Here is a 15,160-nt window from a genome sequence, read left to right on the forward strand (position 1 = left end):
CTTTTTTTTATTTATCCGCCTACCCCTTTTAATAACACTTTTTTTTTCTCATTCGTCCACTACCGCTCTCTATTCCGATGTGCGGGGAGACCGGTCTCCCCGCACCCCCGTCCGTCGTTCCTACGCCGTTCTCCTACAGCGGCGTGAACGTCACCGGCAGGGCCGCGAGGGCGCGGTGGAAGGGGCCCTGGCGCCACCGGACCTCGTCCGCGAGGCGCAGGTCCGTCAGCCGGCTGATCAGGTACTCGACGGCGGTGACGGCCATCAGGACGGCGGGCTGCCGCGCGGGGCAGCGGTGCGGGCCGGCGCCCCAGGCGAGGTGGGCGTACGAGCCGCCGAGCGACTCGCTCTCGGCGGGCGGCAGGGCGGCCTGCGCGTTGGCGGAGGCGTAGGAGATCAGCACCAGGTGGTCACGGGCGATCTCGGTGCCGTGGAAGACCAGGTCGCGCCGCGGGTAGTGGGGCGCGAAGTTGCTGATCGGCGGGTCCTCCCAGAGCACCTCGTTGACCGCGTCGTGCGCGGTCATGGCGCCGCTGTGCAGCGAGCCGGCGTAGCGGTCGTCGGAGAGCATCCGCAGCAGCGCGTTGGCGGCCAGGTTGGCGGTGGGTTCGTGACCGGCCATCAGCGTGAGGGTGATGTGCCGCACCACCTCCTCGTCGGCCAGCCCGGCCGGGTGGGAGAGGAAGGCCGAGATCAGGTCGTGCCGCGGCTCGGTGCGCCGCTCGGCGACCAACCCCGTGATGACGGCGACCAGTTCGGCGTAGGCCGCGGCGGCGCCGGTCGCCGACTCGAAGGCCCGGGACATGCTCGCGCTGATCCGGTCGATGTCCTCGTCGGGGATGCCGTACCAGGAGGTCAGGATGAGCAGCGGCAGCCGGTAGGCGTACTGGGCGAGCAGGTCGGCCTTCCCGGTGCCGGCGAACTCGGCGATCAGCTGTTCGGCGACGGCGGTGGTGTCGCGCTGCAGCAGGTGGGGTTCGAGCATGCCGACGCTGTCGGTGATCACCTGCCGGTAGCGGGCGTGGGTGTCGCCGTCGGAGAACAGCGCGGTGGGCCGCCAGCCGAGCATCGGCAGGACCGGGGAGTCGACGGGCTGGTGGGCCTGCCAGGGGCGGGGGTCGCGGGTCCAGGTGTCGGTGTCGCGGAGGATCTCCAGCGCGACGTGGTAGTCGGTGACCAGCCAGGCGTCGACGCCGGGCGCGAGCTCGACCGGGGCGAGCGGGCCGCGGTCGCGCAGCCGGGCGTAGTGGCCGTGCGGGTCGGCGGCGAAGGCGGGGCCGTAGAGGGCGGTACGGGTCACGGGGCGGTCTCCTGCGGGAGGCGGTCCAGGACGTGCTCGGTGAGGGCGATCAACGCGTCGAGGCAGCCGTCGCGCACCCGGGCGTCGCACTCGATCAGCGGGGTGGTGGGTGCCAGGTCGAGTGCGGCGCGGAGCTTGTCGAGGTCGATCGGCGGGGCGTCGGGGAAGCGGTTGACGGCCACCGCGTAGGGCAGGCCGGCCTCCTCGATCAGGTCCATCGAGTCGAAGGAGTCGGCGAGCCGACGGGTGTCGATCAGGATCAGCGCGCCGAGCGCGCCGCGGGCGAGGTCCTCCCACAGCGGCAGGAAGCGGCGCTGGCCGGGGGTGCCGAACAGGTAGAGGACCAGGTCGCCGCCGGGCAGGGTGAGCCGGCCGAAGTCGACGGCGACGGTGGTGGAGGTCTTGCCGGGGATCGCGGTGGTGTCGTCCACCGGGATGCCCGGGGCGGTCATGGTCTCCTCGGTGTGCAGCGTCGGGATCTCCGACAGCGCGCGCACGAAGGTGGTCTTGCCCACCCCGAACGGCCCGGTGACCATGAGCTTCATCAGGATCGGGTCGGTGGCGGGGAGGTAGGCGGGAGCGCCCGCCGCCGCGTCACCTGAGGGCGCGTCACTTGAGCGCACGGAGTCCACTGAGGAGCCTTTCGGCGAGGTCCCGGCTGACCGGCTGGGCGGAGGGGATCGGCGCGCGCACGCGCAGGGCGCCGCGTTCGGCCAGGTCGGCGGCGATGAAGACGGTGGCGCTGACCGGCAGCCGCAGGTGGGCGGCGGCCTCGGCGACGGTCAGCGCGCCGGGGCGGACCAGCTCCCATAACTGGCGGTGTTCGCCGCCCAGTCCGGCCGGCAGGTCGGCGGCGGCGTGCAGCACGCTGAGCCGGTCCAGGCCGTGCCCGGCGGCGGCCTGGCGGCCCTGGGTGGCGAGGTAGGCCGGGACGAGCCGGCGGCGGGGTTCGGCGGTCATGTCCCGCTCGCCTCCCGGGCGGGGCTGGCGAGCGCGCGGGCCAGCGCGGCGACCTGGACCTGCATCTGGTAGGCGATGGTGCCGAGGTCGGCGCCGGGGACGGCGAAGACCGCGAGCGAGGAGTTGGCGCCGGCCGGGGTGACCACCGCGAAGCCGAGGTCCGACTCGACCACGGTCTGGGTGAGCGAGACCTGCTCGGCGGAGGTGAACGCGGCGGTGAAGGCGCGGGCCGCGGCGTGCAGCGAGGCGGTCATCGCGGCGACCCGGTCGGCACTGTCCCGGCCGAGGTCGGCGGAGTGTCCGGTGACCAGCCCGTCGCCGGTGGCGATCACGGCGTTCTGCACGCCGGGCAGGTCGAGCAGCGGGGTCAGCACCCAGGACAGGTCCTCGGTGTGGCGGCGGAGCTGGGCGGTCACGGGGTTTCGACTCCTTCGGAAGCGGGGGCGTCGGCGGGCCGTACGGCGTCCCGCCCGGCGGCGGTGCCGGACTGCAGGGCGGACCAGTCGGCGCGCGCCCGGTCGGGGGTGCGCGGCGCCGGGATCGGGTCGGCGGGCGGCGCGTCCTGGCCGGCGGCGCGCGGGCTGCGGCGCTTGCGGGTGGGCAGCGCGTCGCCGGCGTCGAACACCGGGGTGGTCTGGGTGATCGGCCGGGGGGCGAGCGCGGACAGCGGCTCGGCCCGGTCGGCGACGGTGAGCAGGTCGGCGGGCAGCCGCAGGATCGCCCGCACGCCGCCGTACGGGGACGGCTCCACCCGGCAGCCGAAGCCGAACTGACGGCACAGCAGGCCGATCACCGCGAAGCCGGCCTGCGGCGGGTCGCCGAGTTCGGTGAGCAGCACCTCGGCCTGGCCGTCGAGCAGCTCGCCGGCCCGTTCCAGCTGGTCGCGCTCCATGCCGACGCCCATGTCGTCGACCACCACCAGGGCGCCGGAGCTGCCCTGCTCGATGGAGACCACCACCCGGGTCTCGGGGTGGGAGTAGGCGGTGGCGTTGCCGAGGATCTCGGCGAGCGCGATGGCGACCGGCTCGGCGGCCCGGGCGGCCACCGCCAGGCGGGGCTCGCGCAGGTGGTTGGTGATCTCCACCCGGGCGTAGCCGGCCACCCGGGACTGCGCGCCGACGCAGAGTTCGGCCAGCGGCGAGTCCTCCCGGGTCATGCCCGGCCAGGCGCCGGAGAGCACCGCCAGCGACTGGACCCGGCGCAGCGTCAGTTCGTTGCGGAAGTCCAGGGCGAGCAGCCGGGGGTCGTCGACGCTGTTCTGGATCTCCTCCAGCAGCGAGCGGACCTGGATCAGCAGCGCCTGGATCTTGGACGCGGCGCCGCGCAGCGCGGCCCGGGCGGCGGCGTCGGTGCGTTCGCGTTCGGCGAGCTGGGCGCGGACGGCGGCGGCCAGCGCGGCGTCCAGGGCGCGGTGCAGCGCCTCGCTGCCCGGGACGGTCTCCAGGGGGCCGGGGACGGGCGTGCGGGGGTGGGTGAGCGCGGTCGCGGCGGCGGGCAGCCGCTGCTGCGCCAGGTGTTCGAGTTCGCGGACGGCGGCGGCGTACCGGCCGTCGGCGGCGGTGAGCCGGGCCTCGGTGGTGCGCCCGTGCGCCTCGGCGCTGCGGGTGCGCTGCTCGGCCGCCTCGGCGCGGGCGCGGGCGGTGCCGGCGGCGTCCTCGGCGGTCCGGGTGCGCTGTTCGGCGGCCCGGGCGGTGCGGGCGGCGCGGCGCGCGGACCACAGCAGGGGGCCGGCGGCCAGGGCGGCACCGGCCAGCAGGGCGAGCACGATCTCGGCCATGGGGTCCTCGGGTGTCGTCGTCGCGGGGGGATTCGGACGGTGCGTGGGTTCAGGCGGTGCGTGGCGCTACGGGGTTGCGGCGGTACGGGGTTGCGGCGGTACGGGCGGTGCGCGGGGTCAGACGGTGGCGTCGGCGGCGTCGCCGGTGCGCTGCCGGGCCAGCTGGGCCATCCGGCCGACCACCTCGAGCATGGCCGGCGGCCGGCTGCCGTCCAGGTGCCGGTACTCGGTGCCGACGGTGACCAGCAGCCGCTCGGGCAGGCCGAGTTCGGGGTACCGGCGCTCGTCGATCAGCTGCCGGGCGGCGTCCGCGAGCGGCACCCCGGCGGCGTGCAGGGCGTGCGCGCGGTCGCGGACGTAGCCGAGGTAGTCGGCGTGCGCGGCGAGGTCGGCGCGGCCGAGCAGCGGGCCGTGGCCGGGGACGATGGTCTCGGCGCCGGTGTCCAGGACCCGGCGGACCGCGGCGATGACGTTCTCCAGCGGGCCGGCCCAGTGCACGGGGTGGTCGCCGGGCTGCTCGGCGGTGGAGCCGAAGACGATGTCGCCGGTGAAGACGGTGCTCCGGGTCGGCAGGTGGACGATCAGGTCGCCGCTGGTGTGGGCCGGCGGGAGGCTGCTGAGCTGGACCGGCAGGTCGCCGACGCGCAGTTCGAGTTCGCCGGTGAAGACGGTGTCGGGGTTCACCGGCGGGGTGTCGGCCCAGTCGAAGCAGCCGAAGTGCTCGCGCAGGTAGGAGCCGGTGTCGCTGTCCGGGTCGAGGCTCTGCAGCAGGCCGTGCTGCTGCTCCGGGGTGGGCTCGTAGGCGATGTGGTGCAGCGCCTCGTGGGTGGCGATGATCTCGGCGTCGGGCAGCACGCCCGCGCCCCACATGTGGTCGCCGTTGGCGTGGGTGACCACGATCCGGTCGACGTCGGTGCCCTCGGCGAGGACGGCGCGGCTGCGTTCCAGGAAGGCGGCGGCCAGCGTGCGGTCGTAGGGGGTGTCGATCCACAGGGCCGCCCGCCCGGTGGCGACCAGGCCGCAGTTGGCCAGGCCCCATCCGCGCTGCTGCGGCTGCCAGGCGTACACGCCGTCGGCTATCGAATGGAAGTTCGCGCGCCAGGTCGTCATGGCAGGGGATTATGCCTAACTCGCCGTCACCGTCCGACTCCAGGGCCGGTTTTGGCCACCGGATGTGAACTCGTACAACATTGAACTATATCGGCTATACTGGCGTCATGGACACCCAACCGACCGAAGCGCCGGCGGTCTCCCCCTCGCTGACCGAGGAGGCGCAGACCCCGTGGCTCGACGCCCGCGAGCAGCGGTACTGGCGCGCCCACCTGGAGGTCGGCAAGCTGCTCGAGTACCAGCTGAGCCGCGAGCTCCAGGCCCACAACCTCGCCATCAACGACTACGAGATCCTGGTGGTGCTCTCCGAGTCGCCGGAGCGCCGGATGCGGATGACCGACCTGGCCACCGCCACCCTGCAGTCCAAGAGCCGGCTCTCGCACCAGATCACCCGGATGGAGAGCGCCGGCCTGGTGCTCCGCCAGGAGTGCCCCGGCGACCGCCGCGGACTCTACGCACATCTGACCGAGAACGGCTGGCAGACCCTCCGCAAGGTCGCCCCCGACCACGTCCGCAGCGTCCGCGAGCACTTCATCGACCGCTTCACCCCGGAGCAGCTGGACGCGATGTACGCGGCGCTGGCCCCGATCGCCGACCACCTCCGAGGGCTGCGCGGCCGCGGGTAGCGCCGCCCCGCCAGGGGCTCGGGGAACTGCGCGAGCAACCATGCACCCTCAGCCGGGTCGCGTCCACGTGCAACTGGCCCTCCTCGGCGCGATCCTGCTGACGGGTGCCCTTCCGCTTCTCTCAGTTCCCCGAGCCCCTGGTGGTTGATCTCTCAGCCGGTCAGTTCGGCGATGAGCTCGTCCGCCGCCGCGTAGGGATCCATCTCGCCGGCCGCGACGCGGGTCGCCAGCGCGTCCAGGTGCCGGTCGCCGCGCAGGTCGCCGATCCGGGCGCGCAGCGCGGCCAGGGTGATCGCCTCGACCTCCTCGGCGGCGCGGCGGCGGCGCCGGGCCGCGAGTTCGCCGCTCTCGCCCAGCCAGGCGCGGTGCTTCTCCAGCGCCTCGACCAGCTCGTCCACGCCCTCGCCGCGGGCCGCCACCGTCTTGACGATCGGCGGCCGCCAGTCCCCCGCCTGCCGGGACTCGCCGAGGCCGAGCATGTGGTTGAGCTCCCGGGCGGTGGCGTCCGCACCGTCCCGGTCGGCCTTGTTGACCACGAACACGTCGCCGATCTCCAGGATGCCCGCCTTGGCGGCCTGGATGCCGTCGCCCATGCCGGGCGCGAGCAGCACCACCGAGGTGTCGGCCTGCGCGGCGATCTCCACCTCGGACTGGCCGACGCCGACGGTCTCCACCAGGATCACGTCGCAGCCCGCCCCGTCCAGCACCCGCAGCGCCTGCGGGGCGGCCCAGGACAGGCCGCCCAGGTGGCCGCGGGTGGCCATCGAGCGGATGAACACCTCCGGGTCGGTGGCGTGCTCCTGCATCCGCACCCGGTCGCCGAGCAGCGCCCCGCCGGAGAACGGCGAGGACGGGTCGACGGCGAGGACGCCGACCCGCTTGCCGAGCTTGCGGTAGGCGCTCACCAGCGCCGAGGTGGAGGTGGACTTGCCGACGCCCGGCGAGCCGGTCAGGCCCACCGTGTAGGCCCGGCCGCTGTACGGCGCGAGCGCGGCCATCACCTGGCGCAGCTCCGGCGCGGCGTTCTCCACCAGCGTGATCAGCCGGGCCACCGCCCGCGGACGGCCCTGCCGGGCCTGCTCGACCAGCGTCGCCACATCGGCCATCGGGGTTTGCTCCTCGCAGCAGAAAGACGGACACCCCGCGGGGCCGCGACCGGCGGCCCCACGGGGTTCTTGCGGTTCGGTCAGCCCTGCGCGGGGACCTTGATGATCAGGGCGTCGCCCTGGCCGCCGCCGCCGCACAGCGCGGCCGCGCCGGTACCGCCGCCGCGGCGCTGCAGCTCCAGCGCCAGGTGCAGCACCACGCGGGCGCCGGACATCCCGATCGGGTGACCGAGCGCGATGGCGCCGCCGTTGACGTTGACGATCTCGTCGCTGACGCCGAGGTCCTTCATCGACTGGTGGGCGACCGCGGCGAAGGCCTCGTTGATCTCGATCAGGTCGAGGTCGGCGACCTCCAGGCCGGCCTTGGCGAGGGCGTGCTTGATCGCGTTGGACGGCTGCGACTGGAGCGAGTTGTCCGGGCCCGCGACGTTGCCGTGGGCGCCGATCTCGGCGATCCAGGTCAGGCCCAGCTCCTCGGCCTTGGCCTTGCTCATCACGACCACCGCGGCGGCGCCGTCGGAGATCTGCGAGGAGGTGCCGGCCGTGATGGTGCCGTCCTTGGTGAAGGCCGGGCGCAGCTTGGCCAGGCCCTCGACGGTGGTGTCGGCGCGGATGCCCTCGTCCTGGCTGAACAGCACCGGCTCGCCCTTGCGCTGCGGGATCGCCACGGGCACGATCTCGGCCTCGAACACGCCGTCGGCCTGGGCCTTGGCGGCGCGCTGGTGGGAGGCGGCGGCGATGGCGTCCTGCACCTCGCGGCCGATGCCCAGGCGGGTGTTGTGCTTCTCGGTGGACTCGCCCATCGGGATGTTCTCGTAGGCGTCGGTGAGGCCGTCGTGGGCCATCGAGTCGAGCATCTCGATCGCGCCGTACTTGAAGCCCTCGCGGGACTTCGGCAGCAGGTGCGGGGCGTTGGTCATCGACTCCTGGCCGCCGGCCACCACGATGTCGAACTCGCCGGCGCGGATCAGCTGGTCGGCCAGTGCGATGGCGTCCAGGCCGGACAGGCAGACCTTGTTGATGGTGAGCGCCGGCACGTTCAGCGGGATGCCGGCCTTGACCGCGGCCTGCCGGGCCGGGATCTGGCCGGCGCCGGCCTGCAGCACCTGGCCCATGATCACGTACTGGACCTGCTCGCCGGTGACGCCGGCCCGCTCCAGCGCGGCCTTGATGGCGAAGCCGCCGAGCTCGGCGCCGGAGAAGCCCTTGAGCGAGCCGAGCAGCCGCCCCATCGGTGTACGGGCGCCTGCGACGATCACAGAAGTAGTCATGGGACGAGCCCCTTCGCGCGTCAGACCAGAGGGTGGGGATGCGGTCAATGTACTGATCGGTCACCTCTGCGTCACCGCCGCGAGGATGTGATCAGCGCTACTGGCACCCTCCAGTGAACACCGTGTCAGTTCCCGGCCTAGGCGGTGTGAGCAGACTCGCAAGGCCCGCACTGGCGCCGCACGAGGCGGATGCGCTGCACTGGGTGCCACTTCCCATCCGCTCCCGCCCTCGGAGGCCGTCGTGCTGACCCGCATCGACCACATCGGCATCGCCTGCTTCGACCTGGACAAGACGGTCGAGTTCTACCGCGCCACCTACGGCTTCGAGGTGTTCCACTCCGAGGTGAACGAGGAGCAGGGCGTCCGCGAGGCCATGCTGAAGATCAACGACACCGGCGACGGCGGCGCGTCCTACCTGCAGCTGCTGGAGCCGACCCGGGACGACTCCGCGGTCGCCAAGTGGCTGGCGAAGAACGGCGAGGGCGTGCACCACATCGCCTTCGGCACGGCGGACGTCGACGGGGACGCCGCGGCCATCCGCGCCAAGGGCGTGCGGGTGCTGTACGACGAGCCGCGGTTCGGCTCGATGGGTTCGCGGATCACGTTCCTGCACCCCAAGGACTGCGGCGGTGTACTGACCGAGCTGGTCACCAGCGCCGAGCAGCCCGAACACTGAACCCGGCGGTAACTTCCGAAAAGGTCCTCGCTCCCATTCCCCCGGGGGACTCGCCCACTACACTGCTCAGGTGCGCTGGTGCCTTCCGGCCCGCGCACCGCAGGGGAGTCCACGACGCGGGCACGGCCGACCGGTCGCCGTTCGGATCTGTCACCATTCTCCAGAGGCAAGAGTTCGCTCAGGAGTCCACCCGGACGGCGGAGCGGTATGCAAGGACCAACCGGTCCGCCCCGGCATCCCCGGGACGGAGCGGCCGGGTCGAGGACGCGACCAGGAGATGGATGGGACCGCGGAGTGCGGGGCTACGACCGCTACGAGGTTGAGGATCACCTCTCCAAGTTCGAGGCCGAGCTGGAGAAGGCCCGCAAGGAGCGGGACAAGACCATCGAGCACGCCGACGACCTCGCCTACCAGGTGGAGGTGCTGCGGGCCAAGCTGCACGAGGCCCGCCGGCAGCTCGCCCAGCCGCGTGCCTTCGACTCCGGCAGCGGTCAGGCCGAGCAGCTCCTGCGCAACGCCGAGATGCAGGCCGAGGCGCTGCGCGCGGACGCCGAGCGGCAGCTGCGCGAGTCCCAGGCGGCCACCCAGCGGATGCTGGCCGAGGCCGCCGAACGCACCGCCCAGCTCGAGGCCGAGTTCAACGCCCGGCGCCGCCAGCTGGAGGACGAGCTCTCCGAGTTCCGCGCCGCCGCCGAACGGCACGTCAACGAGAACGTCAGCTGGGCCGAGCAGACCCGGGCCGGCACCGAGCACGAGGCCCAGCGGCTGCTCCAGGAGGCCCGGGTCGAGGCCGAGCGGATGATAGCCGCGGCCCGCGCCGAGGCCGTCGCGCTGGCCGACCAGGCCCGCGCGCAGACCGCCGCCGACGTGGACGCCGCCCGCGGCGAGGCCCAGGCCGCCGCCGAGGCCGCCCTGATCCGCGCCCAGAACGACGCCGAACGGCTGCTGCGCGCCGCCTCCGAGCACGCCCAGCAGACCGGCGCCCAGGCCGAGGAGCAGCGCGCCGCCGCCGTCAGCGCCGCCCAGCTGCAGCTCGCCGAGGCGCACTCCGCCGCCGAGCAGAAGCTCGCCGCCGCCGAAGCCGAGATCACCGCCCTCAAGCGGCAGGCCCTCGCCGACCAGGAGCGCGCCGAGGCCGCCCTGGCCGGTGCCCAGGCCGAGATAGGGCGGCTGCGCGCCGAGGCCCTCGCGGAGGCCGAACGGGCCCGCGGCGAGGCCGCCCGGATGCGCGAGGACGCCGAGGCCGCCGCCCTCCGGCTGCAGTCCGAGGCCACCGCCGAGGCCGAGCGCACCGTCGCCGACGGCGCCGCCGCCAGCGAGCAGCGCTCGATGACCGCCAAGGCCGAGATCGCCAAGATGGTGGCCGCGGCCACCCGCGAGACCGAACTGATGCGCTCGGCCGCCGCCACCGTGCAGGCCGAGGCGGACGCCGCCCGGGCCGCCGCCGCCGAGGAGAGCGAGCGCCTGCGCGGCGCCGCCGAGTCGGTCGCCGCCCAGCTGCGGGCCGATGCCGAGGCGGAGATCGCCGAGCAGCGCGCCGCCGCCGAGCGGGAGGCCGCCGAACTGCGCGAGCGGGCCGCCGCCGACGCGGAGCGGCTGCGCACCGAGGCCGAGGAGTCCGGCCGGGCCGAGGGCGCCAAGGACGCGGCGCTGCGCCTGGCCCGGGCCGCCAAGCAGGCCGAGGAGGTGCTGACCCGGGCCGGGAACGACGCCGAGGCCACCCGCGGCGAGGCCGCCGCCGAGGCCGACCGGCTGGTCGAGCACGCCAGGACCGAGGCGCAGACCCTGCTGGAGCAGGCCCGGGAGGCCGTCGAGCAGGCGCAGAACGCCGCCATGGAGGACGCCGCCTCGATCCGCGAGCACCTGGAGCGGATGCAGGCGGAGGCCGCGCAGGCCCGCGAGCAGGCCGAGGAGCAGCGCTCCGCCGCCGAGGCGGAGGCCGAGCGGGTGCGCGCCGAGGCCCGCCGGCAGGCCGCGGTCCAGATCGAGGAGTCCGCCAAGCAGGCGGAGGAGCTGCTCACCACCGCCAAGGCCGACGCCGACGCGCTGCGCTCGGGCGCCGCCGAGGAGGTCGAGCGGCTGCGCGCCGAGGCCGGCGAGCAGGCCGCCGCCGTCCAGGGCCGGGCCGAGCAGACCCTGACCCGGGCCCGCGCCGAGGCCGAGAAGCTGACCGCCGCCGCCGAGCAGGCGCACCGGGACGCGCTGGCCGCCGCGAAGGCCGCCGCCGCGGAGAACCGGGCCGCCGCCGAACGCGAGACCGCCGAGCTGCGCCGGGAGGCGTCCGCCGCCGCGCAGGGCGTCCGGGACGAGGCCGCCGCCGCCGCGCAGGCGGTCGGCGAGGAGGCCGCCGCGGCGGGCGAGGCACTGCGTGCCGAGGCCCGCGCGTGGGCGGACGCGCACCGCGCGGAGGCCGAGGAAGCCGCCCGTACGGTCGCCGCCGAGGCCGAGCAGGCGGGTGCGGCGGTGCGCGAGCAGGCCGAGGCGGCCGCCGAGGCGCTGCGCGAGGAGGCCGCCGCCGCCCGCGAGACCGCCCGCGCCGACCTGGAGCGCGAGCAGGCGGAGACCGCCGAGAAGCTGGCCGAGGCCACCGCGATCCGGGAGTCCGCGGACGGCGACGCCGCCGCGGTCCGGGAGTCCGCCGAGCAGGACGCGGCCCGGCTGCGCGCCGACGCCGAGCAGCAGCTCGCCACGGCCGGCGAGGAGGCCGCCCGGCTGGGCGCCGAGGCCGCCGCCGACCGGGCCGAGGCGGCCCGACTGCGCGAGGACGCCGAGGCGTACGACGCCGAACTGCGGGCCACCGCCGAGCGGGAGACCGCCGAGCAGCGCGAGACGGCCGCCCGCGAGACCGCCGAACTGCGCGCCACCGCCGAGCGTGAGACCGCCGAACTGCGGTCCGCCGCAGCCGAGTTCGCCGATCAGCAGCGCGCCGAGGCGGAGGCCCGGGCGTCCGGGCTGGTGGCCGCCGCCGAGCAGGAGGCAGCGGAGGTGCGCCAGTCGGTGGCGGGCCTGCACGAGACCGCCTCCGCGCAGATCGCCGAACTGCGCGCCACCGCCGAGCGGGAGACCGCCGAGCTGCGCGCCGCCGCCGAGCGCGAGAGCACCGAACTGCGGTCCGCCGCAGCCGAGTTCGCCGAGCAGCAGCGCGCCGAGGCGGAGGCCGCGGCGCACCGCGCGGTGGCCGAGGCGGACGAGCGGGCGGCGGCCCTGCGCCAGGAGGCGGAGGAGTACGCGCTGGCCACCCGCACGCTGGCCGAGGAGTTCGACGCGGACGTCCGACGCCGCGCGGAGTCCTTCGACCGGGAGCTGCGCGAGGCCGCGGAGAGCTACGACAAGGCGACCCGCGAGCAGGCCAAGTCGGTGCTGGAGAAGGCGTTCGCGGATGCCGAGCAGCTGGCCGAGGAGGCGCAGGCCGAGGCGCTGGCGTCGACCACGGCGGCCGAGGAGCAGGTCGACGCGATGGTGTCGGCGGCCCGCAAGGAGGCCGAGCGGCTGGTCGCGGCGGCCGAGGCGCAGGGCAAGGCCGAGGTGGAGCGGGCCCGTTCCGACGCGGACGCGCTGCTGGTTGAGGCCCGCCGGGACTCCACGGCGATCCGCGACCGGGCCGAGGAGCTGCGCGAGCGCACCGATGCCGAGATCGAGGCGCTGCACGAGCGGGCCCGCAAGGAGAACGCGCAGGCGATGAAGTCCGCCGGCGAGCGGGTGGACGCGCTGGTGACGGCGGCTCAGGAGCAGCTGACCGAGGCCGAGGAGCAGGCGCAGGCGCAGGTCGCGGAGGCCGAGGAGCGCGCGGCGGAGCTGGTGAAGGCGGCCGAGCAGCGGGCGGCCGAGCTGACCTCGGAGGCTTCCGCGGAGGCCGGCCGGGTGCGGATCGCCGCGGTGCGCAAGGCGGAGGGGCTGCTGAAGGAGGCCGAGCACAAGCTGTCGGACTCCACGACCCGCGCCGAGGCGCTGATCATCAAGGCGGAGGCGAAGCTCAAGGCCGCCGAGATGGAGTCGGAGGAGAAGCTGGAGGCCGCCGCCGACGAGGCGTCAGGTCGGCTCAAGCGCGCCGACGAGGAGGCGGAGAAGCGGATCCGCCGCGCCGGTTCGGACGCCGAGGAGCAGCTGCGGCTGGCCACCGAGGAGGCCGAGCGGCTGCGCGCCGAGGCGAAGGCCGAGGCCAAGCGCGTGACCGACGAGGGCCAGCGGGAGTTGGACGAACTGGTCCGCCGCCGCAAGGACATCAACACCGAGATCTCTCGGGTCCAGGACGTGCTGTCGGCACTGGAGGCGTTCGAGGCGCCCGCGCCGTCGGCCCACACCAACGGGGGAAACAAGAAGGACGGAGCGCCCAAGGCTGGTGCCGGCGTGGGCGCGCCGCGATCGGGAGGCAATCGCTCCGGGGGCGCGCCACCCGATTGAGCGGACATTGTCCGCGAACCAACGGCGTTTCGTCGTTGACACTCCGGTACCGTGTCAGGATTCCCTCAACCATCTCAGCGGTTTGACGACAGGAAGCCCAGAAATCCCATGAGCGACAGTCACTCCCCGCACGGCTTCGACCTGGTACGCCGTGGGTACGAGCGCGCCCAGGTCGACGAGCGGATCGCCAAGCTGGTGGCCGACCGAGACAGCGCGCTCTCCCGGATCAGCGCCCTGGAGAAGCGCATCGAGGAGCTCCACCTCGAGACCCAGACCGCGCAGGCCGCGGTGACCGACGCGGAGCCCTCCTACGCCGGTCTCGGCGCGCGCGTCGAGAAGATCCTCCGGCTCGCCGAGGAGGAGGCGAAGGACCTGCGCGACGAGGCGCACCGCGCCGCCGAGCAGCACCGCGAGCTCGCCGAGGCCGCCGCGCAGCAGGTCCGCACCGAGGCCGAGAACTACGCCAAGGACCGCAAGGCCAAGGCGGAGGACGAGGGCCTGCGGATCGTCGACAAGGCGAAGTCGGACGCGGCGCAGCTGCGCGCCGAGGCCAACAAGGACGCGCAGAACAAGCGCGAGGAGGCGGACGCCCTCTTCGAGGAGACCCGCACCAAGGCCGCGCAGGCCGCGCTGGAGTTCGAGACCAACCTGGCCAAGCGTCGCGAGCAGTCCGAGCGCGACCTGGCGGCCCGTCAGGCCAAGGCGGAGAAGCGCCTCGCCGAGATCGAGCACCGCGCCGAGCAGCTCCGCCTGGAGGCGGAGAAGCTGCGCACCGACGCGGAGCGCCGCTCGCGGCAGACCATCGAGACCGCCCAGCGCCAGGCCGAGGACATCGTCGCCGACGCCAACGCCAAGGCCGACCGGGTCCGCAGCGAGTCGGAGCGCGAGCTGGCGGCGCTCACCAACCGCCGCGACTCGATCAACGCGCAGCTGACCAACGTCCGCGAGATGCTGGCCACCCTGACCGGTGCGGCCGTCGCCGCGGCCTCGCTGCCGACCGACGACGCGCTGGGCGTGCCGGCCCAGCAGTCCCGCTAAGCGGTCACCACGCCCGAAGGGGCCCGGAGCGCCTGCCGCTCGGGGCCCCTTCGGCGTTGCCGGGGGCGTTACTTGACGCGCTTGAGGAAGGCCCGTACGGCGGCGTTGAAGGTCTCCGGGGCCTCCAGCGAGGAGAGGTGGCCGACCGACGGAATGACCGTCAGTTCGGCGTCGCCGAGCGCCTGCGCCATCATCCGGGCCTCGCTGAGCGGGGTGAGGGTGTCGAGTTCGCCGACGATCACCGCGGCGGGCACCTCCAAGGCGGCCAGCACCTCCAGCGAGTCCGGCCGGGCGGCCATCGCGCGCTGCGCCCAGGCGACCGCGTGCGGGTCCGCTTCGGCGATCATCTGCCTTACGGTGTCGGTGAGTTCTGGGTCGGTGCCGGGGGCGAGCAGGTTCTCCGCCATCCGCTCCTCGGCGAGCAGCTCGACGTTTCCGCGCTCCACCACGGCGGCGGCGATCCGCTCCCGGTTGGCGCGGGCGGCGTCGGTGTCGGCGGTGGCCTTGGTGTCGGCGAGGACCAGTCCGGCGAGCCGCTCGGGGTGGCGGCGGGCGAAGGCCATCGCGACGTAGCCGCCCATCGACAACCCGCCGACCACGGCTTGCGCGACCCCGAGGCCGTCCAGCAGCCCGGCCAGGTCGTCGGCGACGGTGTCCAGCGAGGGCGGCTGTGCGGCGTCCGCGAGCGGGGCGGCGCCGAAGCCGCGCTGATCCGGTGCGATGACCCGGGCGTCGTCACCGGCCGGACCGGGTACGCGTTCCAGTTGGGCGTCCCACATCCGCGCGGAGAACGGGAAGGCGTGCAGCAGGACGAGCGGGGTGCCGGTGCCGTGCTCGCGGACGGCCGGCGCGCTGGGGGAGGTCATGGCTCCACCGTAGGGCCCGACTGCCACGC

The 15,160-nt window shown here is 74.5% G+C and carries 13 protein-coding genes; 4 read left to right on the top strand and 9 right to left on the bottom strand.

Features of this window, described 5'->3' with window-relative positions:
- Window positions 1-133 precede the first annotated feature (133 nt).
- The 6 genes from AB0K51_RS03000 to AB0K51_RS03025 all read right to left on the bottom strand — a co-directional run bounded on the left by AB0K51_RS03000 (window position 134) and on the right by AB0K51_RS03025 (window position 5,147).
- Entirely contained in the window at window positions 134-1,300 is a 1,167-nt protein-coding gene (locus tag AB0K51_RS03000) for a cytochrome P450 (RefSeq protein WP_363449844.1), read from the bottom strand.
- A complete protein-coding gene (locus AB0K51_RS03005; protein ID WP_363450256.1) occupies window positions 1,297-1,845 on the bottom strand; it encodes an ATP/GTP-binding protein in 549 nt (182 codons plus the stop codon). Before AB0K51_RS03005 ends, AB0K51_RS03000 begins: the two co-directional genes overlap by 4 nt.
- Window positions 1,846-1,909: 64 nt before the next feature.
- Window positions 1,910-2,260 (bottom strand): DUF742 domain-containing protein, encoded by a 351-nt coding sequence (locus AB0K51_RS03010; protein ID WP_363449846.1) that lies wholly within the window; start codon window positions 2,258-2,260, stop codon window positions 1,910-1,912.
- Window positions 2,257-2,676: a roadblock/LC7 domain-containing protein gene (locus AB0K51_RS03015; RefSeq protein ID WP_363449848.1), complete on the bottom strand. Its 420-nt coding sequence runs from the start codon at window positions 2,674-2,676 to the stop codon at window positions 2,257-2,259. The genes AB0K51_RS03010 and AB0K51_RS03015 overlap by 4 nt, the downstream gene beginning before the upstream one ends.
- A complete protein-coding gene (locus AB0K51_RS03020) occupies window positions 2,673-4,037 on the bottom strand; it encodes an ATP-binding protein (RefSeq protein ID WP_363449850.1) in 1,365 nt (454 codons plus the stop codon). Before AB0K51_RS03020 ends, AB0K51_RS03015 begins: the two co-directional genes overlap by 4 nt.
- 117 nt (window positions 4,038-4,154) lie before the next feature.
- Entirely contained in the window at window positions 4,155-5,147 is a 993-nt protein-coding gene (locus AB0K51_RS03025; RefSeq protein ID WP_363449852.1) for an MBL fold metallo-hydrolase, read from the bottom strand.
- Window positions 5,148-5,254: 107 nt separating this feature from the next.
- Here AB0K51_RS03025 and AB0K51_RS03030 point away from each other — a divergent pair, with 107 nt between their 5' ends.
- Entirely contained in the window at window positions 5,255-5,773 is a 519-nt protein-coding gene (locus AB0K51_RS03030; RefSeq protein ID WP_363449854.1) for a MarR family transcriptional regulator, read from the top strand.
- Window positions 5,774-5,925: 152 nt separating this feature from the next.
- Here the strand turns inward: AB0K51_RS03030 and meaB are convergent, their stop codons facing one another.
- Both meaB and AB0K51_RS03040 read right to left on the bottom strand, forming a co-directional pair.
- A complete protein-coding gene (meaB, locus tag AB0K51_RS03035; RefSeq protein WP_363449856.1) occupies window positions 5,926-6,879 on the bottom strand; it encodes a methylmalonyl Co-A mutase-associated GTPase MeaB in 954 nt (317 codons plus the stop codon).
- Window positions 6,880-6,959: 80 nt separating this feature from the next.
- Window positions 6,960-8,150, bottom strand: a complete 1,191-nt coding sequence (locus tag AB0K51_RS03040) for an acetyl-CoA C-acetyltransferase (RefSeq protein ID WP_363449859.1) — start codon at window positions 8,148-8,150, stop codon at window positions 6,960-6,962.
- A 241-nt stretch (window positions 8,151-8,391) separates the two neighbouring features.
- Between AB0K51_RS03040 and mce the strand changes: the two genes are divergently transcribed.
- The 3 genes from mce to AB0K51_RS03055 all read left to right on the top strand — a co-directional run bounded on the left by mce (window position 8,392) and on the right by AB0K51_RS03055 (window position 14,265).
- Window positions 8,392-8,826, top strand: a complete 435-nt coding sequence (gene mce, locus AB0K51_RS03045; protein ID WP_363449861.1) for a methylmalonyl-CoA epimerase — start codon at window positions 8,392-8,394, stop codon at window positions 8,824-8,826.
- 294 nt (window positions 8,827-9,120) lie between these two features.
- Entirely contained in the window at window positions 9,121-13,227 is a 4,107-nt protein-coding gene (locus AB0K51_RS03050; RefSeq protein WP_363449863.1) for a hypothetical protein, read from the top strand.
- 108 nt (window positions 13,228-13,335) lie between these two features.
- Window positions 13,336-14,265, top strand: a complete 930-nt coding sequence (locus AB0K51_RS03055) for a cellulose-binding protein (RefSeq protein WP_363449865.1) — start codon at window positions 13,336-13,338, stop codon at window positions 14,263-14,265.
- A gap of 68 nt (window positions 14,266-14,333) precedes the next feature.
- Here the strand turns inward: AB0K51_RS03055 and AB0K51_RS03060 are convergent, their stop codons facing one another.
- Window positions 14,334-15,131 (bottom strand): alpha/beta hydrolase, encoded by a 798-nt coding sequence (locus tag AB0K51_RS03060; RefSeq protein ID WP_363449867.1) that lies wholly within the window; start codon window positions 15,129-15,131, stop codon window positions 14,334-14,336.
- Window positions 15,132-15,160 lie beyond the last annotated feature (29 nt).

Source organism: Kitasatospora sp. NPDC049285 (assembly GCF_040678815.1).
GTDB lineage: Bacteria > Actinomycetota > Actinomycetes > Streptomycetales > Streptomycetaceae > Kitasatospora.